19 protein-coding genes and 1 rRNA gene are annotated in these 21374 nt (G+C 47.5%); 11 read left to right on the top strand and 9 right to left on the bottom strand.

The window, feature by feature from the left end:
* The 8 genes from KNQ09_RS14600 to dnaA all read right to left on the bottom strand — a co-directional run.
* Positions 1-109: ribosomal RNA gene (locus KNQ09_RS14600) — 16S ribosomal RNA — on the bottom strand; the annotation flags it as partial.
* Positions 110-455: 346 nt separating this feature from the next.
* Positions 456-1499, bottom strand: coding sequence for an HD-GYP domain-containing protein (locus tag KNQ09_RS14595; protein ID WP_214858882.1), 1044 nt, complete (start codon positions 1497-1499; stop codon positions 456-458).
* 88 nt (positions 1500-1587) lie between these two features.
* A complete protein-coding gene (gene gyrA, locus KNQ09_RS14590; RefSeq protein ID WP_023469868.1) occupies positions 1588-4200 on the bottom strand; it encodes a DNA gyrase subunit A in 2613 nt (870 codons plus the stop codon).
* Positions 4201-4227: 27 nt separating this feature from the next.
* Complete coding sequence (gene gyrB, locus KNQ09_RS14585) at positions 4228-6141, bottom strand: DNA topoisomerase (ATP-hydrolyzing) subunit B (RefSeq protein ID WP_200864062.1); 1914 nt, start codon at positions 6139-6141, stop codon at positions 4228-4230.
* Positions 6142-6151: 10 nt separating this feature from the next.
* The gene (gene recF / locus KNQ09_RS14580; protein ID WP_023469866.1) at positions 6152-7306 is read right to left on the bottom strand and encodes a DNA replication/repair protein RecF; all 1155 of its coding nucleotides are present in this window, start codon (positions 7304-7306) and stop codon (positions 6152-6154) included.
* 1 nt (position 7307) lies between these two features.
* Positions 7308-7529, bottom strand: coding sequence for a S4 domain-containing protein YaaA (gene yaaA, locus KNQ09_RS14575; RefSeq protein WP_023469865.1), 222 nt, complete (start codon positions 7527-7529; stop codon positions 7308-7310).
* Between the two features lie 162 nt (positions 7530-7691).
* Positions 7692-8825, bottom strand: coding sequence for a DNA polymerase III subunit beta (gene dnaN, locus KNQ09_RS14570; protein WP_023469864.1), 1134 nt, complete (start codon positions 8823-8825; stop codon positions 7692-7694).
* A gap of 191 nt (positions 8826-9016) precedes the next feature.
* The gene (gene dnaA, locus KNQ09_RS14565; RefSeq protein ID WP_023469863.1) at positions 9017-10408 is read right to left on the bottom strand and encodes a chromosomal replication initiator protein DnaA; all 1392 of its coding nucleotides are present in this window, start codon (positions 10406-10408) and stop codon (positions 9017-9019) included.
* 737 nt (positions 10409-11145) lie between these two features.
* On the opposite strand from dnaA, the gene rpmH reads away from it, so the two are divergent.
* The 7 genes from rpmH (at position 11146) to KNQ09_RS17560 (ending at position 17692) form a co-directional block, all read left to right on the top strand.
* Positions 11146-11280, top strand: coding sequence for a 50S ribosomal protein L34 (rpmH, locus tag KNQ09_RS14560; protein WP_012371910.1), 135 nt, complete (start codon positions 11146-11148; stop codon positions 11278-11280).
* A 166-nt stretch (positions 11281-11446) separates the two neighbouring features.
* Positions 11447-11797 (top strand): ribonuclease P protein component, encoded by a 351-nt coding sequence (gene rnpA / locus KNQ09_RS14555; RefSeq protein ID WP_023469862.1) that lies wholly within the window; start codon positions 11447-11449, stop codon positions 11795-11797.
* Between the two features lie 104 nt (positions 11798-11901).
* Positions 11902-12756 carry a membrane protein insertase YidC gene (gene yidC, locus KNQ09_RS14550; protein WP_023469861.1) on the top strand — a complete coding sequence of 285 codons (855 nt, stop codon included), beginning with the start codon at positions 11902-11904 and terminating at the stop codon, positions 12754-12756.
* 147 nt (positions 12757-12903) lie between these two features.
* Positions 12904-15276, top strand: a complete 2373-nt coding sequence (gene mnmG / locus KNQ09_RS14545; RefSeq protein ID WP_214858881.1) for a tRNA uridine-5-carboxymethylaminomethyl(34) synthesis enzyme MnmG — start codon at positions 12904-12906, stop codon at positions 15274-15276.
* Positions 15277-15281: 5 nt separating this feature from the next.
* A complete protein-coding gene (gene rsmG, locus KNQ09_RS14540) occupies positions 15282-15998 on the top strand; it encodes a 16S rRNA (guanine(527)-N(7))-methyltransferase RsmG (protein WP_023469858.1) in 717 nt (238 codons plus the stop codon).
* A 48-nt stretch (positions 15999-16046) separates the two neighbouring features.
* Positions 16047-16889: a nucleoid occlusion protein gene (gene noc, locus KNQ09_RS14535; protein ID WP_023469857.1), complete on the top strand. Its 843-nt coding sequence runs from the start codon at positions 16047-16049 to the stop codon at positions 16887-16889.
* A 38-nt stretch (positions 16890-16927) separates the two neighbouring features.
* Positions 16928-17692, top strand: a complete 765-nt coding sequence (locus KNQ09_RS17560) for a ParB/RepB/Spo0J family partition protein (protein WP_214858880.1) — start codon at positions 16928-16930, stop codon at positions 17690-17692.
* A gap of 37 nt (positions 17693-17729) precedes the next feature.
* Here the strand turns inward: KNQ09_RS17560 and yyaC are convergent, their stop codons facing one another.
* Positions 17730-18347 (bottom strand): spore protease YyaC, encoded by a 618-nt coding sequence (gene yyaC / locus KNQ09_RS14525; protein WP_034786343.1) that lies wholly within the window; start codon positions 18345-18347, stop codon positions 17730-17732.
* Between the two features lie 182 nt (positions 18348-18529).
* On the opposite strand from yyaC, the gene KNQ09_RS14520 reads away from it, so the two are divergent.
* From KNQ09_RS14520 to rpsF, 4 genes are all read left to right on the top strand, one after another.
* A complete protein-coding gene (locus KNQ09_RS14520) occupies positions 18530-19459 on the top strand; it encodes a mechanosensitive ion channel family protein (protein WP_064300772.1) in 930 nt (309 codons plus the stop codon).
* Positions 19431-19619 carry a DUF951 domain-containing protein gene (locus tag KNQ09_RS14515; protein ID WP_023469853.1) on the top strand — a complete coding sequence of 63 codons (189 nt, stop codon included), beginning with the start codon at positions 19431-19433 and terminating at the stop codon, positions 19617-19619. The genes KNQ09_RS14520 and KNQ09_RS14515 overlap by 29 nt, the downstream gene beginning before the upstream one ends.
* A 228-nt stretch (positions 19620-19847) precedes the next feature.
* A complete protein-coding gene (gene ychF, locus KNQ09_RS14510) occupies positions 19848-20948 on the top strand; it encodes a redox-regulated ATPase YchF (RefSeq protein WP_023469852.1) in 1101 nt (366 codons plus the stop codon).
* Positions 20949-21068: 120 nt separating this feature from the next.
* Positions 21069-21356 carry a 30S ribosomal protein S6 gene (gene rpsF, locus KNQ09_RS14505; protein ID WP_023469851.1) on the top strand — a complete coding sequence of 96 codons (288 nt, stop codon included), beginning with the start codon at positions 21069-21071 and terminating at the stop codon, positions 21354-21356.
* The last annotated feature ends 18 nt before the right edge of the window (positions 21357-21374 follow it).

Genomic DNA, 21374 nt, shown 5'->3' with positions numbered 1-21374 from the left:
ATTCCACTGCCTTCCCTCCGAAGAGTTCCGTCAGTTTCCTGCGCTCGACTTGCATGTATTAGGCACGCCGCCAGCGTTCGTCCTGAGCCAGGATCAAACTCTCCATGAAGTGTTTGACTTGCTCGTTTTTGTGACCGAAGTCACGATTGACGAAGCTTGCGCTTCATTCGTTTTTGTATTCCGTAGAATACGATTTTTGCCTCATCGTTCAGTTTTCAAAGTTCGTCCGCGCCTGTTTTGGCGACTCAATTAGAATACCAAGTCTGAAACAAGAAGTCAACAACTTTTTTCAAATTGTTTTCTCGTTTGTTTCAAGCGCTTGTCGTTGTTAAGGACATGTAATAATATATCACGCGTTTTATTATTGTGCAACACTTATTTTAAAATTGTTTTTAAAATCATGAACAAGCCTCTTAAACCTTACGATTCTGGCTCAAGAGGCTGTGTATTCTCTATTAATCCATCAACTGAATAATACTATGTTGTCGTTCTTCCATTAAATCAATGATTGTCATCCGTCCTTGTTCTTCATAGGAAATGACAGGCCGATCAAAGACTGGATTCTTTCGCGTAATGGTTGCAATCTTTCCGTTACTCATCAGTACGCGATCACCAACTTCTATTGGTAGAAGTAATTGTCCGAGCAATAGTACATACTTTGAGCAATATTGCATCGGTCTTGCTTTTAAATGACGATAGGCATCAAACGGCGTATATGCTTCTCGGTACGGACGCCAACTCGTCATTGCAGCAAAGACGTCCGCTACGATGAACAACCGTGTGTGATCTGCGATCTTATCTCCTTTTACCTTTAAAGGGTAACCTGTTCCGTCTAACCGTTCATGATGTTGAACAATTAAACGATTGACTGTATCAGAGATGATCGTCTCCTTTTGCAAGGCTTGATACGCCATAGCCGGGTGACGTTGAAAAATTTCTTGTTGCATCGCTTCATATCGTTTCGTGTGACGCCATTCCATGATTCGTGCTAGTCCATAATCCGCAAAATAGGACGCCGTCCATAGTTCATGAATCATTTTCCGTTCTTTTCCGACTGCTTCCGCCAGCATTTGAGCGACTGCCCCTCGATAAATGGCATGTCGCACTGTATAAGCTTCCGTTCCCCGCTCTAGGAAGAATGGTAAGACATCTTGTCTCGTAATCCGTTCTGGAACGGACTGTTTGACCCAGCTCAATGCTTCGTATACATTCGGCTTCATTCCCTGTTCCCACGACATGAAGACTTTATTGTAAAAGCGAATGAATTCTTCAAAAGGATGTTCTACATGGGCTTCAACCGTTTCAATCTGTACTTGTTCATCTTTACCGAAATCAGGTCGATCTTCAATGACGACTTCTTTGATTAAGAAACGCTGGATTCGTCGTAACTCATCGGTCCCTATTTTTTTCCCTGCTTCTACGATCGGATGATCCGTATGTAAATAGATGGATTCTGTCAAACGATCCCCGATGCGTAATTGGTCACTTGCCACTCGCATATCGCTTCGTTCCTTTCTCTTCTTTCTATATATGTAGATAAAAGCAGCAGAGTAGTATCACTCTGCTGCTTCCTTGCTGACGTCTTGCTTATTCTTCCGCTTCTTCTGAAGCATCCGATTCGACTACATTCTCTTCAGACACGATATCCGTGTCTTCTTCCATTTCATCAGTCTCTTCGCGTTTCAGTTTCGCAACCGTTGCAACACGGTCACCTTCTTCAATTCGAATGACCTTCACCCCTTGGGTATTCCGGCCGACACGTGAAATGTATTGCGAGTCTGTCCGAATGACGATTCCGCTCTCTGTCATGATCATGATGTCATCGTCGACATCAACGATTCGCATGGCAACGATTTGACCTACGCGTTCTGTCACCTTACTCGCGATCAATCCTTTACCACCACGAGACTGGCTACGGAACTCGGTCATCGGTGTTCGTTTACCGAATCCTTTTTCCGTAATGACAAGAACATCTTGAGCATCACGTGCAAGTTCCATCCCGACGACGAAATCGTCTGGACGTAACGTCATCGCTTTGACACCACGAGCGCCACGTCCCATCGAGCGGACATTCGTGATTGGGAAACGAATCGCTTTCCCGCTTGTTGAAACAGCAAAGACTTCATCGTCCGTCGATGCGAGACGAACCGATGTCAACTCATCGTCTTCAAACAATCGAATCGCGATCAAACCGTTTTTGTTGATCCGTGCGTACGCAGACAACGGTGAACGTTTGACGCGTCCTTTACGTGTCATGAAGATCAATGATTTTTGCTCATCTTGAACGACTTCTTCCGTTTCAAGCGTTTCTTCCGTCTCTTCAATCTCTCCTTCAATCACCTCGACAGGTGCTTCAGTTGCTTGTTGCTCCTCGAGATAACGTTTGAAGTTGACTGGAATCATCGTCTCGACCTTTTCGTCGCGTTCGATTTGGATGAGGTTGATGATCGGTACACCTTTTGATGTCCGACTCATCTCCGGTACTTCATATCCACGAATCCGGTAGACTTTCCCACGGTTCGTAAAGAATAGAATCGTATCATGCGTCGAACAAGACAAGAGACGCGTGACGTAATCCTCGTCGTTCGTTCCGATTCCCTGAACCCCACGTCCACCGCGGCGTTGTGTCCGGTACGAATCCGTCGTCATCCGTTTGATGTAGCCACTGCTTGTCAACGTGATGATGATATCCTGTTCCGGAATCAAATCTTCGTCTTCGAATTCGATGTGGTCCATGCGGATTTCCGTCCGACGTTCGTCGTTGAAACGTTCTTTCAACTCCTCAAGTTCTGTCCGGATCAAATCAAGCAAGACTTCCTCACTCGCAAGGATGCGGTTCAGTTCCGCGATCAATTGCATGATTTCGTCATACTCTGCTTCAATTTTCTCCCGCTCAAGACCTGTCAGGCGTTGCAAGCGCATATCAAGAATCGCTTGTGATTGTTTCTCAGATAACGCAAAACGCTCCATCAACTGTTCACGTGCTGCGTCCGCTGTCCGGTTCCCGCGGATGATTTGAATGACTTCATCCAAATGATCGAGTGCAATCCGTAGACCAGCGAGTAAGTGTTCACGTGCTTCTGCTTTTTCGAGATCGAACTGTGTCCGACGACGCACGATTTCTTTTTGATGCTCGAGGTAATGATAAAGCATTTCCTTGAGCGTCAATGTTTTCGGACGTCCTCCAACGATCGCTAGCATGTTGACACCAAACGTCGTTTGCATCGACGTCTGCTTATACAAGTTGTTTAAGATGACGCTCGCATTTGCGTCACGACGGATTTCCATGACGATGCGCATACCGCGGCGATCTGACTCATCTCGTAAATCGGTGATACCTTCGATCTTTTTCTCGCGAACGAGATCGGCAATCTTTTCAACGAGGCGGGCTTTATTGACCTGATAAGGCAGCTCCGTCACGATGATCCGTTCCCGGTCTTTTTTCGTCTGTTCGATTTCAGCTTTCGCGCGGACGATGATTGAGCCACGTCCTGTCTCATAAGCGCGACGAATCCCGCTACGACCAAGAATTTCACCCGCTGTCGGGAAATCAGGTCCCGGAATGTGCTGCATCAGTTCTTGGATCGTGATTTCTGGATCGTGAGACAATGCTAAGACACCATCGATGACTTCGCCAAGCTGATGTGGTGGAATGTTCGTTGCCATCCCGACCGCGATCCCACTCGAACCGTTGACGAGTAAGTTCGGGAAGCGTGACGGTAAGACTTCCGGTTCGCGTTCCGAACCATCGTAGTTATCTTTGAAATCGACTGTGTTTTTGTTGATATCGCGAACGATCTCCATCGCGATTTTTGACATACGAGCTTCCGTATATCGCATCGCAGCCGCCGAGTCCCCATCGACAGACCCGAAGTTTCCGTGTCCATCGACGAGTTCGTAACGATAGCTGAAGTCTTGCGCCATGCGGACCATCGTGTCATAGACGGCAGAATCCCCGTGCGGGTGATACTTACCGATGACTTCCCCGACGATACGGGCAGACTTTTTATGTGGTTTATCGGCACGAATACCGAGGTCGTTCATCGCATAGAGAATCCGGCGGTGTCCGGGTTTTAAGCCGTCCCGTACGTCCGGAAGAGCACGTGCGACGATGACGCTCATCGCGTAGTCCATGAAGGACGTACGCATCTCTTGACTGATATTAATATCCTTGATGATTCCGTGATTTTGTTCGGACATGCTTCTGGCCACCCTCTCTGTTCAGCGTTAAATATCCAGGTTCTTGACGTAATGTGCGTGTGATTGAATGAAGTCGCGTCGTGGTTCGACTTGATCTCCCATCAAGATATCAAAGACTTCATCTGCTTCGATTGCATCTTGAAGCTCGACACGCAACATTTGACGACCACTTGGATCCATCGTAGTTTCCCAAAGTTGCTCTGGATCCATCTCCCCAAGACCTTTGTAGCGCTGAATGTCGTACCGTGCGTTTTCAGGAAGCGCTGCAAGCGCCTCTGTCAATTCACGTTCGTTATGCACGTACGTGATGTTCTTCCCTTGTTTGATCCCGTATAGCGGTGGCTGAGCGATATAGACATACCCATGCTCGACAAGCGGACGCATGTAACGGTAGAAGAACGTCAACAAGAGTGTCCGGATGTGGGCACCATCGACATCGGCATCGGTCATGATGATGACTTTGTGATAGCGTGCTTTTTCAATATTGAACTCAGAACCAATACTTGTTCCGAGTGCTGTGATGATCGTCCGAATCTCATTGCTTCCGAGAATCTTATCGAGACGTGCTTTCTCCACGTTCAAGATTTTACCGCGAATCGGTAAGATGGCTTGGAAATGACGATCACGTCCAGATTTCGCAGAACCACCCGCCGAGTCACCCTCAACGATGTACAATTCGGAAATCGAGGCATCACGTGACGAACAGTCGGCCAGTTTACCTGGAAGCGAGCTCACTTCGAGAACACCTTTACGGCGTGTCAGTTCACGGGCGCGTTTCGCTGCCATCCGGGCGCGTGACGCCATCATCCCTTTTTCGACGATTGCGCGTGCATTCGTCGGGTTTTCGAGCATGAACTGCTCAAATGCACCAGAGAAGAGTGAATCCGTAACCGTACGCGCGTCGGAGTTCCCGAGTTTCGTTTTCGTCTGACCTTCGAACTGTGGGTTCGGGTGTTTGACGGAAACGATCGCTGTCATTCCTTCACGTACGTCCTCACCGGATAACGTACCGTCTGCATCCTTCATCAAACCGAACTTCTTCGCGTAGTCATTGATGACCCGTGTCAAAGCCGTCTTGAAGCCGGTCTCGTGCGTACCACCTTCATGCGTCGGGATGTTGTTCGTGAACGAGTAGATGTTTGACGCAAATCCGTCGTTATACTGAAGCGCGACTTCAACTTCGATACCGTCTTTTGTTCCGTGTACATAGACAGGTTCCGCATGAACGACTTCTTTTGAACGATTCAAGTGTTCGACGTAGGATTTGATCCCACCTTCGTAGTGGAAGCTACGCGTCATCGGCTCATCCGCACGATCGTCCGTGATGATGATCTTCAAGCCTTTATTTAAGAAAGCAAGTTCCCGCAGGCGTGTCGCTAGCAAATCATAGTCATACTCGAGCGTCTCTTGGAAAATCTCACCGTCTGGGAAGAAACGAATCGTCGTTCCTGTCTCTTCTGATGTTCCGATCACTTCGAGATCTTGCGCTGGTACACCGCGATGGTACGCTTGGTAATACAGTTTTTCGTTCCGTTTGACGAATACTTCAAGTTTCGTCGACAGGGCGTTAACGACCGAAGCCCCAACACCGTGTAGTCCACCCGATACTTTATATCCGCCGCCGCCGAATTTACCACCGGCGTGGAGGACTGTCAGGATGACCTCAACGGCAGGACGACCCATCTTCTCTTGAATGTCGACTGGAATACCGCGTCCATTATCCTCGACTAAGATCGAGTTCCCTGGTTCGATCGTCACCTTGATCGTATCACAGTATCCTGCGAGCGCCTCATCAATCGAGTTATCGACGATCTCCCATACGAGGTGATGGAGACCCTTTGATGCCGTCGAGCCGATATACATCCCTGGACGTTTACGAACTGCTTCTAATCCTTCAAGTACTTGAATCTGATCGGCACCGTACCCTTGTTCCAATTCCATATCTTCATGATTACTCATCGGTTTTCTCACCTACTGTTTCTTTATATGATGTCTCTTCCAAATCGACCGTCCCTTGTTTCACGTGGAACAACTTCGCTTGGTTGATCGTTTCATGCGCAATCCCGTCGACGCTTGTCGTCGTCAGGATCGTCTGGACCTTTTGTTGCATCGTATCGAGCAAATGTGTTTGACGATGATCATCAAGCTCGGATAAGACATCGTCGAGTAGAAGAAGTGGATATTCCCCTACTTCCTCATGAATCAATTCGATCTCCGCAAGCTTTAACGAGAGAGCTGCTGTTCGTTGTTGTCCTTGTGAACCATACGTTTGGACGTTTCGTCCATTGACTTCCATCTCGAAGTCATCGCGATGTGGTCCAAACAACGTAACTCCTCTTCGGATTTCATTTTCTTTTATTTTACCAAACTTCCGCGTGTAGGACGCAGTCATTCCTTCGACATCGAGTAATTCGTCGCCGAATGTGTCCGAACGATAGATGAGCGCGAGTTCTTCCTGTCCACGACTGATTCCGTCATGAATCGGTCGTGCCCATTTTTCGAGCTGGGCCATGAAATGATGCCGGCGCTGAACGATTTTAACGGCTAGCGTAATCATTTGCTCCGTCAAGATATCAAGGAAGGTCTCGTCTCCTCCCTTCATGGACAGTTGTTTCAGCAATGCGTTCCGCTGCTTCAACACTTTCAGGTACTGGCTCAATTCATGCAGATAGACCGGACTGACTTGACCAATCTCCATATCGAGAAATCGCCGGCGGACTTGTGGACTGCCTTTGACGATATGCAAATCTTCCGGGGCGAATAAAACGATGTTCAGTGCCCCGACATAATCACTCAAGCGTCGTTGCTCTAGATGATTCAGCTTTGCTTTTTTCCCGCGACCCGAGATGACGATCTCTTGGACATGGGAGCCGGTCCGCTTGACGACACGTCCTTCGACGCGCGCTGTTTCTTGGTCCCAACCGATCAGTTCCTTGTCATGCGTCGTCCGGTGCGACTTCGCGAGAGCAAGAACATAGATCGCTTCCAGTAAGTTCGTCTTCCCTTGTGCATTTTCACCAATCAGGACATTCGTTTTTTCGGAGAATGACAGTTCGAGTGCGTCATAGTTGCGATAATGACTGAGTCGGACTGAATCCAGCCGCACGTTAGTTGCCCTCGTTCTTGATGATGAACTGACCGTAGTCTTCTACATCAATGATGTCTCCATCCCGTAATTTACGACCACGTCGCTGATCGACCTCGCCGTTGACTAGAATCGGTACCTCTGCTAAAAACGGTTTGGCTTGTCCTCCGCTTGAGATGATATCCGATAGCTTCAGGAACTGCCCTAATGTGACGTATTCCGTTGTAATTCTGATTTCTTGCATGGATTGACTCCTCCTACCTACATATTATAAATGACGTACTCTTTATTGTACTAAACATTGAGCGATTTAGCAAAATCCCCGAACGTATATACGGTATACGAAAAAGACGGGTCCGATGTCGAAACGATCGAACCCGTCTTATCACGTATTTTGTGTTGATGCTTACGCCGTCCGGACTGGAAGAATCAGTTGCAAGACGTTATCTTGATCGACTGGGTGCAAGATAAATGGACGAATCGAACCCGTGAACTGGATTTCGATATCTGTCGCGTCAAGTGCCTTCAAGGCGTCCATCATGTACTTCGAGTTGAACGAGATTTTCAGCTCTTCTCCTTCAAGCGAAAGAATGCTGACTTGCTCCGAGACTTTCCCGACTTCTGGTGAATGTGAAGAGATCTCGACCGCTGTCGTTCCTTCAGCTGCGAACTTGATGACGTTGTTACGGTCCTCACGTGCAAGCAGTGACGCGCGATCGATCGCTTGGAGCAATTCTTTCGCGTTCATGCGGACAGCTGTCCGGTACTCTTCCGGAATCAAACGTGATGTATCCGGATAGTTTCCGTCGAGTAGACGCGAGAAGAAGAGGACGTGCTTCATCTTGAATAAGATTTGTTGGTTTGTGATCGTGATATCCACATGACCATCTCCAAGCAACTTCGATAATTCATTTAAGCTCTTCCCTGGAACGATGACGTTTTGGAACGAGATATCTGTATCTGTCTCAAATTGAGCACGACGAAGGGCTAGACGGTGACTATCTGTTGAGACACACGTCAAGATGCCTTTATCGGCTGAGAAGTTCACACCTGTCAGAACAGGACGTGTTTCTTGAACAGCGACAGCAAAGCTTGTTTGGCGAATCATCGAACGTAAGAGATCAGCCGGTAAACGGAAACGTTGTCCCCCATCGACTTGCGGAAGGCGTGGGAACTCATCTGGATCAAGACCGTTCAAATGGAATTCCGCTGTTCCTGACTGGATTCGTGTCATGAAGTTCGGTGAGACTTCAAGTGTGACTTCGTCTTTTGGCATCTTTTTGACGATATCGCCGAAGAAGCGGGCATTCAAGACGACACTACCTGCACGGTGAACCGTGACATAAGATGTTCCATTCTCTTCTGCATAGATCGTCCGTTCAATCGAGATTTCTGTATCGCTTCCTGTCAGCGTCATACCATCTCCATGAGCTTCGAGTTTGATTCCTGTCAGAATCGGAATCGTCGTGCGGGATGAGACCGCTTTGGCTACATCTTGTACTGCTTGAATTAAAGCTTCGCGTTGAATGGTGATATGCATATCGTCGTTAGACTCCTCTCGAAAATAATGGGCATGCGCCCATCATAACATAATAATATATTTTTTTAATAATAGTCTTAGGGGCTGTGGATAGTGTGGATAAGTCGGTGGATAACTTGATATAAAGCCAAAAACGGTGTGGATAAGTTGTGGATAACTACCCTACTTTATCCACATGTTTATCCACAGTTTTATGAATGCTTCAATTCATGTTTGATTTGTTCGATGACTTTTCCCGTTTCCCCGTCCGATTTGATCAACATACTAATCTTTTCATGGGCATGGATGACGGTCGTATGGTCGCGTCCCCCGAATTCTTCTCCGATTTTCGGTAAAGAGCTCTCCGTCATCTCACGTGAGAGATACATCGCGATTTGACGTGGGAAGGCAATCGATTTCGTCCGTTTCTTCGCCTTCAGATCATCAAATGGCAAATTGAAGTGCTTACTGACCGACTCCTGGATGTCACGAATCGTGACTTTACGCGGTTCAGCGACCGGCATGATGTTATGCAAGGCTTCCGCAGCGACATTTGGATCGATTGGTCGTCCGACGAGATTCGCATAGGCGATAACACGGGTTAAAGCTCCTTCGAGCTCCCGAATATTCGTATCAATTTGACTTGCGATGTAGAGCATGACTTCGTTTGAGACGTCAAGTTGCTCCGCATTCGCCTTTTTCCGTAAAATCGCAATCCGTGTTTCGAGATCCGGTGGCGTGATGTCGGTGATTAATCCCCATTCGAAACGTGAACGAAGCCGATCTTCAAGCGTTGGAATCTCTTTTGGTGGTCGATCGCTCGAGATGATGATTTGTTTTTGGTCGTTATGCAGGGCATTGAATGTATGGAAAAACTCTTCTTGCGTCTGTTCTTTGCCCGCAAGGAACTGGATGTCATCAATTAAGAGGACATCGATGTTACGGTATTTATTTCGAAACTCAACCGTTTTATTATCGCGGATGGAGTTAATGAAGTCATTCGTAAAGCGTTCAGAAGAGACATAGGCAATCCGTGTCCCGAGATTTTGATCTTGAACGTACTGTCCGATGGCATGCATCAGATGGGTTTTGCCAAGACCAACGCCACCATAGATGAAAAGCGGATTGTATGCTTTAGCAGGCGCTTCCGCAACAGCGAGTGAAGCGGCATGCGCAAAACGGTTCCCCGATCCGATGACGAATGTATCGAACGTATACTTCTCATTTAATTGTCCGAGTTCACTCATCGTCAATTCCTCTGTTGGTCTCCGCATGTTCGATGGACGCGATTTCGGGGTCGGTGTTGCCTCAACACGTTCCTCTTCTTGTCGATCGAGCATTTTCTTCGCTTGTCCCTCTTCAATGAACTGAATATCGAGTCGGCTTCCTGTTACTTCCTCAACTGTGTCTTCGAGTAAAGATAAGTACTGGCGCTCGAGCCATGTCACCGTAAATGCAGCTGGTGCTGAAACGAGTAGTGTCGTTCCATTTAGCGTGACGCCTTCTGTGGATTTCAACCACATATCATAACTAGCTTTCGGTGTTCGTTCCTCTTCCTCGATCACAGATAAGACATTATGCCAAAGTTCGGCAGCGTTTTTCATAAATACCCCCCTTTTTTTATCAAGATAGAAAATTTTTGTACACAGGCTTATACACAGACAAAGTTAATGAAGAAACTCGACTTATCCCCATAACGTAAAAACTGTGGATAACGTTATCCACAGGCAGTTGAATCTGTGTATAAAGTTATCCACAGGGTGTGTATAACTTGTTTTGTCCTGAACAATCAGGATCATGTTATGCACAATTAGTGTATCAAAAGAAATGAGCCCTGGCAATGGTTGGAATGATTTATCCACAAGTAAATTAAACCGTCCACAGGTAGTTACCCACAAGCTGTGGATAGTGTGGATAAATTGTGGATAAGAGGTGGATAACTTTTCGAAAGAGGAAGCGTTGAAAAAGAGTTATTCACAAAATACGAAAGAGGACGAAAAAAGGAATCGAAAATCGAGGATTGACGTCGATTTTAAAAAATACTATTGTAGACAAAGTGAAGAGTTATCCACGGAAAGTGTGGATAATGTGGATAAGTCTGTGGATAGGTGGATAAGTCTACAAACATCCCCTCCATGATCCATATGTATTCTATCGCGTAATAGAGTTTACGTAGTCGAATCTTATCGCCTGTTTTCGAACTAGAACTCCATTAAGTAGGACAAGAAATCTTCTGAACTTTCATTGACAATGCCACAATCAGTTTATATAATGTACAAGACTGCCTTAAAGTAGAAAATAACAATTGGTTATAAAGATCTTTTAAAGGAGGTGCAGACGAATGAAACCAACTTTCAACCCAAACAACCGTAAGCGTAAAAAAGTTCACGGATTCCGTGCGCGTATGGCTACGAAGAGTGGCCGCCGTATCTTGGCTGCTCGCCGTCTTAAGGGCCGCAAAGCCTTGACTGTCTAATGCATTGATGCATCCATCACTTCGGGCATGATCCGAGGTGATTTTTTTTTATGTTTTTTCGTGTGTTCGTGCTTTTGTCACATGCGCCCTATCGCGTCGCATGTTTATTCTATGATATGATGAGAGACGACGAATTTTCGTAGTGTCAGGATGGAGTGTGAATAAGGTGAAGAAGGAATACCGCGTCAAGAAAGACAAGGAGTTCCAAGCGGTGTTTACTAAAGGAGCCTCTGTCGCAAATCGGCAATTTGTCGTGTATGCCTTGAAAAAGGAGCAACAGACTCACTTTCGGGTTGGTTTATCCGTCAGTAAGAAAATCGGGAATGCCGTCGTCCGGAATCAGGTAAAACGGTATCTTCGGGAAGCATGCCAGCAGCATGAAGCCTCGATTGCCCCGAATTATGATTTGGTGATCATCGCGCGCAATCCGGCCGCGAAGATGACCGCGCAAGAAGTGGCTGACAGTCTCCGTCACGTGCTCAAACGTTCCGGTGTCTGGATGCGATCAAAAAAATGAATCGTAGCAATGCATCCTGTTGATTTGTACGGCGCTCCCTTTCCTTGCCTTACTATAGAAGAAGATGGCGTTCGACAAAGCGTAAACAATTTCTAGGAGGAATTATGAACAAGAGAACTAAGATTTGGTTAACTCTCGGACTCATGTCCGTGCTCGCGATCGTATTATCCGGCTGTACACCTAGTTCGTATGGTACTGGTGAACCGATCACAGCAGACACAGAAGGTTTTTGGAAACATTACTTCGTTTGGCCGATGGCGTGGTTGATTCGTGAGATTTCACAGTTCTTTAGCGGTGATTACGGTATCGGAATCATCATTACGACACTTCTCGTTCGTCTTGTCATCCTTCCATTGATGATTAAACAAACGAAGAGTATGGGTGGAATGCAAGTCATTCAACCAGAAATGATGAAGCTTCGTGAGAAATACAGCTCAAAAGACCAAGAGACGCAACAGAAATTGCAACAGGAAATGATGAAGCTTTACCAAGAGCACAACGTCAATCCACTTGCAGGCTGTTTACCGATCTTGATCCAAATGCCGATTTTGATCGCGTTCTACAATGCCATCATTTATACACCGGCTATTTTCCAACATACGTTCCTCTGGTTCGACCTTGGGAAACCGGATCCATTCTTCATCTTGCCGATCATGTCTGCAGTACTGACGTATCTGCAACAAAAGATCTCGATGGCAGGTCAAGAAGACAACCCACAAATGAAAATCATGCTCTACGTCTTCCCGATCATGATCTTCATCATGGGTGTTACACTCCCATCTGCCCTTTCGCTTTACTGGGTCGTCGGTTACATCTTCTCGATCATCGTCACGATCGTCATCATGAAACCAATGCGTGAAAAGATTAAGTTGCAGACGGAAGCGACAATGGCTGCTAAACGTGAAAAAGAAGCAGCACAAGCAGCTCCGGCTCCTAAAAAATCGAAAAAGAAACGCTAATACGTGAAGAGCGACGCTTTGTTTTGACAGAGTGTCGCTCTTTTTCTTTTGCGTCATTTCGTGTATAGTTGTTTCGTTATACCCATTGCAACGATTAAGGATTAAATACTCATAAAAAGACAGAAGAAAAACGAGGTGGAAGAACGGATGATGGAATTTGATACGATTGCCGCGATTTCGACGCCGATGGGAGAAGGGGCGATTGCGATCGTGCGCTTATCAGGTCCTGATGCAGTCGCTGTAGCCGACCGTGTTTATAAAGGGAGCAACCGCTTGACGGAAGTACCAACCCATACGATTCATTACGGGAAATTGGTCGACCATGAGGCGGACCGTGTCGTCGATGAAGTGATGGTGAGTGTCATGCGCGCACCAAAGACGTTTACACGTGAAGATGTCATCGAATTGAATTGTCATGGAGGAGTCGTCGCGGTCAATCGTGTCCTCGAACTCATCCTCGCCCAACCGGAAGTCCGGTTGGCGGAACCTGGTGAATTTACGAAACGCGCGTTCTTGAACGGACGCATCGATTTGTCACAGGCGGAAGCCGTCATGGATTTGATCCGGGCGAAGACGGACCGAGCGATGCATGTCGCCGTCAGTCAGATTGAAGGGCGTCTCTCGAAACTCGTCCAAGACTTACGTCAACAATTGTTGCAGACGATTGCTGCGATCGAAGTCAACATCGATTACCCGGAATACGATGCAGAAGAGATGACGCAACAGATCGTCGAACGTGATGCTGGTGCTGTCCGCGCGATTTTGGCAGAGTTACTAACAACGGCACGCCAAGGAAAAATCTTGCGCGAAGGGTTATCCACAGCGATCATCGGTCGACCAAACGTCGGAAAGTCGTCTTTGCTCAACACATTGGTGCAAGAAGCAAAGGCTATCGTCACGGATATCGCGGGAACGACGCGCGATACGATCGAGGAATACGTCAATGTTCGCGGTGTGCCATTGAAGTTGATTGATACGGCAGGGATTCGCGAGACGGAAGATATCGTCGAACGGTTATTGATTGACGACGAAGGACGCTGCGTCGGTGTCGTCACGAATACTGGAGCGGAATACCGGGCAAAAGCGGTCGTCATCACGACAGGAACGTTCATGCGTGGAAAAATCATCATCGGTGAATTGTCGTACGAGAGTGGTCCGAACAATCAGATGCCATCGATCAATCTATCGAAACATCTTGAAGAACTCGGATTTGAGCTCGCACGTTTCAAAACAGGTACACCACCACGAATCGACGGGAAAACGATTGACTACTCGAAGACGGAGATCCAACCAGGTGACGAAGTAGCACTTCCATTTAGTCATGAAACGACTCAGATGATCACGGAACAGATCCCATGCTGGTTGACGTATACGACGGAGTATACGCATCAGTTGATCGATGCGAACCTGCACCGCTCCCCGATGTTCTCTGGAATGATCAAAGGAACAGGTCCACGTTATTGCCCATCGATCGAAGATAAGGTCGTCCGGTTCAACGATAAACCGCGTCACCAAATCTTCCTTGAGCCAGAAGGTCGCGATACGGAAGAAGTCTACGTGCAAGGATTATCAACAAGCTTGCCGGAAGACGTCCAACACGATATTCTCCGCTCGATTCCAGGGCTTGAGAATTCAGAAATGATGCGTCCTGGTTATGCGATTGAGTACGATGCCGTTGTTCCGACACAACTCTGGCCAACGCTCGAGACAAAACGTGTTCCTGGTTTATTCACAGCGGGTCAAATCAACGGAACAAGTGGGTATGAGGAAGCAGCGGGGCAAGGAATCATGGCAGGGATCAATGCCGGACTACAAGTCCAAGGCAAAGAACCACTTATCTTGTCACGTTCACAAGGCTATATCGGTGTCATGATCGATGATCTCGTCACGAAAGGTACGAACGAACCATACCGTCTCTTGACGTCACGTGCCGAGTACCGGTTGTTGCTCCGTCATGATAATGCGGACCTTCGACTATCGGAAATCGGACATGAACTCGGATTGATCTCGGAAGAGCGCCAAGCGAAGTTGCTCGATAAACAAGAACAAATCCGTCTTGAGATGAAACGTCTTGAGAAGGTCGTCATCAAAGCGACAGCGGACGTGAATGCACAGCTAGAAGCAATTGGTGCATCACCACTCAAGGAAGCGCTGCATGCGATCACGTTGCTGAAACGCCCGGAAATCACGTATGCGATGATCGCGAAGATGACACCACCGGAAACACCACTGTCTGCAGAAGCAGCAGAACAAGTCGAAATCCAAGTCAAATATGCCGGCTACATCGATAAGCAACTTGATCAAGTCGAAAAAATGATGCGGATGGAGCAAAAACGGATTCCGGATCGTCTCGATTACGATGCGATCAGTGGATTAGCGATTGAAGCGAAACAAAAACTAAACCAAGTGCGTCCGCTCTCGATCGGACAAGCATCCCGGATTTCAGGGGTTAACCCGTCTGATATCTCGATCCTGCTTGTCTATATCGAACAAGGCCAATACGCATTGACTGCGGAGTGAACGAGATGAACCAACAGCAATTCGTAACAGCATTGGCAGCACAGGGACTTGAAGTCTCAGAACATCAGTTGCATCAATTCAAACGGTATTATGAACTGCTCGTCGAGTGGAATGAAAAGATGAACCTGACAGCGATCACGGACGAAGAAGATGTCTATCTCAAGCACTTCTACGATTCGATCACAGCAGCGTTCTATTTCGATTTCACGACGGTCACGACGGTTTGTGATGTCGGAGCGGGCGCTGGTTTCCCAAGTCTGCCGATCAAGATCATGTTCCCACATCTCCAAGTGACGATTGTCGATTCACTGAACAAACGAATCGGCTTCCTCAATCATTTGGCGACGGAACTCGGACTCGAAGGTGTCGCGTTCCATCATGGACGCGCCGAAGAGTTCGGTAAAAATAAACAATTCCGCGAACGGTTCGACGTCGTGACAGCACGTGCGGTCGCCCGGATGTCCGTTCTCGCGGAATATTGCTTACCGCTTGCGAAAGTCGGTGGACAATTCGTTGCCTTGAAGGCAGCGAAAGTCAGTGAAGAGCTCGAGGATGGTGCGATTGCCTTAAAAGTACTCGGTGGGAATTTACGGGAAAGTTTCCAGTTCCAATTGCCAGGCGAGGAAAGTGAGCGTAATATCGTTATTGTAGATAAAAAACGAACAACACCCGGGAAATATCCGCGTAAAGCGGGTACGCCTGCGAAAGATCCATTAAGCTAAACACCGTTTCACGTGAAACGATGACTGATAAAGGTGAGGTGCGCCAACGTGAGAAATGCAATTGCCAAGCTGCTCGGTAAGGGAGGGCAACCTGCTACGATCGAGCTTGACCCACAAGAGACGGTTCAGGAATTACCATTGACAGAACTTGTCGCGAACCAGTTCCAACCACGGACAGTGTTTGATGGGGATCGAATTGAAGAGCTAGCCGTTACGATCGAAGAGCATGGATTACTCCAGCCGATCGTCGTTCGAAAACAAGGAACAGGATACGAGATCATTGCGGGAGAACGACGATACCGGGCAGTGCGCTCGCTTGGCTGGGAAACGATTCCTGCCATCGTCAAAGAGATGACGGACGAGACGACTGCTTCACTGGCATTGATTGAAAATCTGCAACGCGAAGATTTGACACCAATCGAAGAAGCAGAAGCCTATGAGCGCTTGCTTGCGTTACAAGACATCACGCAAGAAGTGTTAGCTCGTAAGCTCGGACGTAGTCAATCGACGATTGCCAACAAATTGCGTTTGCTTCGATTGCCAACGGATGTCCGGGAAGCATTGAAGCAACGGACGATCACGGAGCGTCATGCCCGTGCGTTATTACCGCTCAAGGATGAAGCGCTACAAGTAACGGTACTCGCTGAAATTCTGGAACGGGAATGGAACGTCAAGGAGACGGAGCGCCGGGTGGAACGATTGATGACACCACAGCCACCGAAGAAAAAACGTCATAAGAGCTTTGCTCGCGATACACGGATTGCGTTAAATACCCTTCGCGATTCCGTCGATATGATCGAGCAAACCGGATTGACGATTGAAAAAGAAGAAGTCGATTGTGAAGAATATGTAGAGGTGCGGATTCGCATCGTGAAGGCACGTCCGGAATAAGCGGTCGTGCCTTCCGCTACGTTTAGGAGAGAAGGCAAGTGAACGAATTACCTGTTCGGGCGATTCGCCCGAATCCGACTCAACCCCGGAAACGATTCAATGAAAAAGCATTAGAAGAACTCGCCCAATCACTCGTTCGGCACGGGATGATCCAACCGATCGTCGTCCGACCACGTGATGGCTATTATGAAATCATCGCCGGCGAACGACGGTATCAAGCAGCGAGTCGCGCAGGATTCGAACGTGTACCGGTCCTCGTGATCGAAGCAGACGAGACACGCGTGATGGAGCTCGCTTTGATCGAAAACATCCAACGGGCGGATTTATCCGCGATTGAAGAGGCGATGGCGTATGCGGAGATGATCGAGGAATTCGGTATCACGCAAGCAGAGCTTGCGCAGCGTGTCGGCAAAAGTCGTTCGCACATCACGAACAGTCTTCGGTTACTACAATTGCCGTTACTCGTTCAACAAGCGGTCATGGATGAGCGGCTATCGATGGGACATGCCCGTGCCCTATTGTCGCTGAAGCATCCAAAGAAGATCGAGCAGATGGCAGAACGCGTCATGGCGGAAAACTGGAACGTCCGTCGATTAGAGCAGGCGCTTCGGGAACGGAAAGAATCCACGCGTCCGCAACAAGCGACCGCTGTCCAATTCGTCGAAGAGTCGCTTCGCGAAAAATACGGAGCGACGGTTCGGATCAAACAAGGGAAACAAGCAGGGAAACTCGAGATTGATTTTGCAGATGAAGACGACCTCAATCGGTTGCTCGACTTGTTATTACCCGAATTAGATCAATGAAAAAGAAGCGTTCCGGTGACGGTTCGCTTCTTTTTGATTACATCGAGCGTGGCGTAAAGGAAATCGTCGTCCGTGTCGACTCAGCGGATAGTTTCGCATCGAGCATGTGGAAACTGTTCGCGACGAGTTCTGCTAGTTCATAAACGAGGTGTAACCGTGTATTTTGGAGAATCATCATCTCCATGAAGCCACTGACGTTAACGACAGCCTTGATGTTGAAGTCACCGACCGCTGGCAATTCTTTTTGGACGCCAGCACCGGGTGCGAGTGGTCCTTCCGAAAAGAAGACATGCCCAACGCTTGAAAGCCGACCAAGACACGCATCGATTGCGATGACGAGCGGACGGTAATGGGTCGTTTGGATCGAGTGAATCGTTTCAGCGAGATTCAGTGCATGGACGGGTTTAGCGAGTGTACCGTAAACGTGGAGATGAGCAGGTGCTTGTTTTTCAAGGAATGTTCCGACAAGTGGACCGAGTGAGTCGCCCGTCGAACGATCAGAACCAATGCAGACGAGTACGATTGGTCGTTTTTCTTGGACTGCGGAGATTTGTTCGAATAGTTGTTCAGCTAAGCGTTCTTTCGCGAACGGTTCCGTATATTCTAAAAAGAAAGAATAAGGCTTGGGCTCGTGCGAATGAAAGCGGAAATTCATCGAAATCATCCTTTCTTCTCTTGGTGTCGGTGTCGTGGTGGATTGGCAAGAGTGAAGGGTTCTTAGATGATTTTCCTTTCCCGGTTTTTCCGAAAATCTAACGTCAAAATCGGCTCTTTGGTTGAAACTCAATTAAAATCACGTATACTGTCGTAATAGAGAGAACAAGAAAGGATGAGAGAATGGCTACCAATCAAGATGTACAAGAATCCGTCGCCCAAGTCGATAAACTAATCAATCAAGTAATGGATGCGGATATGTGGATTCGTTTTGGGATGAAACTACTGATTGCGCTCATCATCATCGCGGCGTTCTATGTGTTAACGCGCGTTTTGACTGGGGCAGTCTCGCGTCTCTTTACGATCAGGAAAATCAATGACCAGGACTACTTGGCGCAACGACAGAACGAGACATTACTGAAGTTGCTACAAAATGCAATCCGTTACGTGCTCGGAATCGTCATGTTGTTGACGGTGCTCAGTCAGTTCGGTATCAACATCACCGGTCTCGTCGCCAGTGCCGGAATCGCCGGTCTTGCGATTTCGTTCGGTGCGAAGAACTTGGTACAAGATATCATTACCGGAGCGTTCATCATCTTCGAACGCCAGTTCAAAGTCGGAGATTATGTACGAGTCGGTGTGATTGAAGGAGTCGTCACGGAACTTGGGATCCGGACGACGAAACTCAAAGGACTCAACGGGGAGATCCACATCATCCCGAACGGTCAGATTTTGCAAGTGACGAACTATTCGGTCGACAACAGTTTTGCACTCGTCGACGTCCAAGTCTCCTATGACGAAGATCTCGAGCGGGTCGAACAAGTCTTGCATGAGATCGCAGACCGGACGACGAAGAAGTATGTCGATATGTTCGTCGAACCGATCCAGATGCTTGGCGTCCAGACACTTGGTCCTTCTGAAGTCGTCTATCGTTTGATGGCAGAAGTACCACCGATGCAACATTTCCAAGCTGGTCGTCTGATCCGGAAAGAATTGAAGCAAGGACTCGAAGAAGAAAACATCAAGATCCCGTATCCACGGATGGTCATGATGAATCCAGAACAAAAGAATGGTGGACAGACGGATGATTCCAAAAACGTATCAACTCCATGATTATGTTGAGATGAAGAAGCAGCATCCATGTGGTACGAACCGATGGCAAATCATTCGGGTCGGCATGGATATCCGAATCAAATGTCAAGGTTGCGGGGCAAGCATTTTGATGCCACGTCGTGATTTTGATAAACGATTGAAAAAAGTCTTACCAGAGTAATGAAAAGCGGATCTGATCCTCGTGATTAGATTCGCTTTTTTGTTGTCTTGCTTAAGTGGAGCGATTGCGTTCGGTTAGGACGTGAGTAAAAAAGACGGTCGAGCTCCTTGCTTAAAAAAATTGAACTATCTATAATTGTGAAAGATGTGCTGACGTGGTGTAATCATTCTACCCACTGCGGCCGCTAGCACGGATTTCCTAGGAAATACCGAAAAGGAGGAATTCCAAGTGGGATTAACAGCAGGAATCGTTGGCTTACCAAACGTAGGAAAATCAACACTTTTTAACGCCATCACACAAGCAGGTGTAGAGGCAGCGAACTACCCGTTCGCAACGATCGACCCGAACGTCGGTGTCGTTGAAGTACCAGATGCACGTCTTCGGAAATTGACGGAACTCGTCAACCCGAAAAAGACGATCCCGACAGCATTCGAATTCACGGATATCGCGGGTATCGTAAAAGGCGCGTCTAAAGGGGAAGGTCTCGGAAATAAATTCCTCGCGAACATTCGTGAAGTAGATGCGATCTGTCAGGTCGTGCGTTGTTTCGTCGATGAAAACATCACACACGTGGCCGGGAAAGTCTCACCGATCGATGATATCGAGACGATCAACCTCGAATTGATCCTCGCAGACCTCGAGCAAGTCGAAAAACGGATTCAGCGTGTCCAAAAACAAGTCAAGTCACGCGATAAAAACGCAGCGGCTGAACTCGAAGCACTTGAAATCGTGCAAGCATTACTCGAAGATGAGAAACCAGCACGTCTCGCTGAATTGAACGAAGATCAAGCAGCTCTCGTTAAACACTTCCAATTGTTGACGATGAAACCGATGCTTTACGTCGCAAACGTCGGCGAAGATGAAGTCGCAGATGCGGACAATAACGAAAATGTCCGTCTCGTACGCGAATTCGCAGAAAAAGAAGGTTCTGAAGTCATCGTCATCTGTGCTCGGATTGAAGAAGAGATTGCGGAGCTTGAGCCAGAAGAACGTCAAGAGTTCCTCGTCGATCTCGGAATCGAAGAATCAGGTCTTGATCAATTGATCCATGCAGCATACAGCACGCTTGGTCTTGCGACATACTTCACAGCAGGTGAAAAAGAAGTACGCGCTTGGACGTTCAAAAAAGGGATGAAAGCTCCACAATGTGCGGGTGTCATCCACTCGGACTTCGAACGTGGATTCATCCGTGCAGAAGTCGTTTCGTACGAAGATTTAGCAGCAGCAGGCAACATGGCTACAGTCAAGGAACAAGGACGTTACCGTTCAGAAGGTAAGGAATATGTCTTCCAAGACGGCGATGTCGTCACATTCCGCTTTAACGTCTAATCGAAAACGAATCGTTATTGCATAAAGCAAAATACTTTGGTAGTATTAACGAATGTGAGTAATGAATTATTGCTCCTTGCTCGAACATTCGAGCCGCCAGTCCAAGAGGAGGTGACAGATATGCGTAAATACGAAGTACTTTACATCATCCGTCCGGAACTTGATGAGGAAGCACGCAAAGCAACAGTGGAGCGTTTCAACAAAGTCCTCACTGATAACGGTGGTACAGTTGATAAAACAACTGAAATGGGTAAACGTCGTTTCGCTTACGAAATCAATGATATGCGTGAAGGGTTCTACGTTCTTCTTAACGTTTCTGCTGAACCAGCAGCTACAAAAGAACTTGACCGTCTCATGAAGATCAGTGACGATATCGTTCGCTTAATGATCACAAAAGACGAGAAATAAGCTGAAACAGGAGAGTGA

The organism is Exiguobacterium sp. s191, assembly GCF_018618955.1.
Lineage (GTDB): Bacteria > Bacillota > Bacilli > Exiguobacteriales > Exiguobacteriaceae > Exiguobacterium_A > Exiguobacterium_A abrahamii.
Note: the sequence above shows the minus strand (reverse complement) of the source record. Positions and strands in the feature narration are given on the sequence as shown.

What these genes read in the sequence shown, in the direction of transcription:
- KNQ09_RS14595 (WP_214858882.1), bottom strand. Translation starts at nt 1,499, where the DNA reads ATGCGAGTGGCAAGTGACCAATTACGCATCGGGGATCGTTTGACAGAA.
- gyrA (WP_023469868.1), bottom strand. Translation starts at nt 4,200, where the DNA reads ATGTCCGAACAAAATCACGGAATCATCAAGGATATTAATATCAGTCAA.
- gyrB (WP_200864062.1), bottom strand. Translation starts at nt 6,141, where the DNA reads ATGGAATTGGAACAAGGGTACGGTGCCGATCAGATTCAAGTACTTGAA.
- yaaA (WP_023469865.1), bottom strand. Translation starts at nt 7,529, where the DNA reads ATGCAAGAAATCAGAATTACAACGGAATACGTCACATTAGGGCAGTTC.
- dnaN (WP_023469864.1), bottom strand. Translation starts at nt 8,825, where the DNA reads ATGCATATCACCATTCAACGCGAAGCTTTAATTCAAGCAGTACAAGAT.
- dnaA (WP_023469863.1), bottom strand. Translation starts at nt 10,408, where the DNA reads ATGAAAAACGCTGCCGAACTTTGGCATAATGTCTTATCTGTGATCGAG.
- rpmH (WP_012371910.1), top strand. Translation starts at nt 11,146, where the DNA reads ATGAAACCAACTTTCAACCCAAACAACCGTAAGCGTAAAAAAGTTCAC.
- yidC (WP_023469861.1), top strand. Translation starts at nt 11,902, where the DNA reads ATGAACAAGAGAACTAAGATTTGGTTAACTCTCGGACTCATGTCCGTG.
- mnmG (WP_214858881.1), top strand. Translation starts at nt 12,904, where the DNA reads ATGATGGAATTTGATACGATTGCCGCGATTTCGACGCCGATGGGAGAA.
- rsmG (WP_023469858.1), top strand. Translation starts at nt 15,282, where the DNA reads ATGAACCAACAGCAATTCGTAACAGCATTGGCAGCACAGGGACTTGAA.
- yyaC (WP_034786343.1), bottom strand. Translation starts at nt 18,347, where the DNA reads ATGAATTTCCGCTTTCATTCGCACGAGCCCAAGCCTTATTCTTTCTTT.
- KNQ09_RS14520 (WP_064300772.1), top strand. Translation starts at nt 18,530, where the DNA reads ATGGCTACCAATCAAGATGTACAAGAATCCGTCGCCCAAGTCGATAAA.
- KNQ09_RS14515 (WP_023469853.1), top strand. Translation starts at nt 19,431, where the DNA reads ATGATTCCAAAAACGTATCAACTCCATGATTATGTTGAGATGAAGAAG.
- rpsF (WP_023469851.1), top strand. Translation starts at nt 21,069, where the DNA reads ATGCGTAAATACGAAGTACTTTACATCATCCGTCCGGAACTTGATGAG.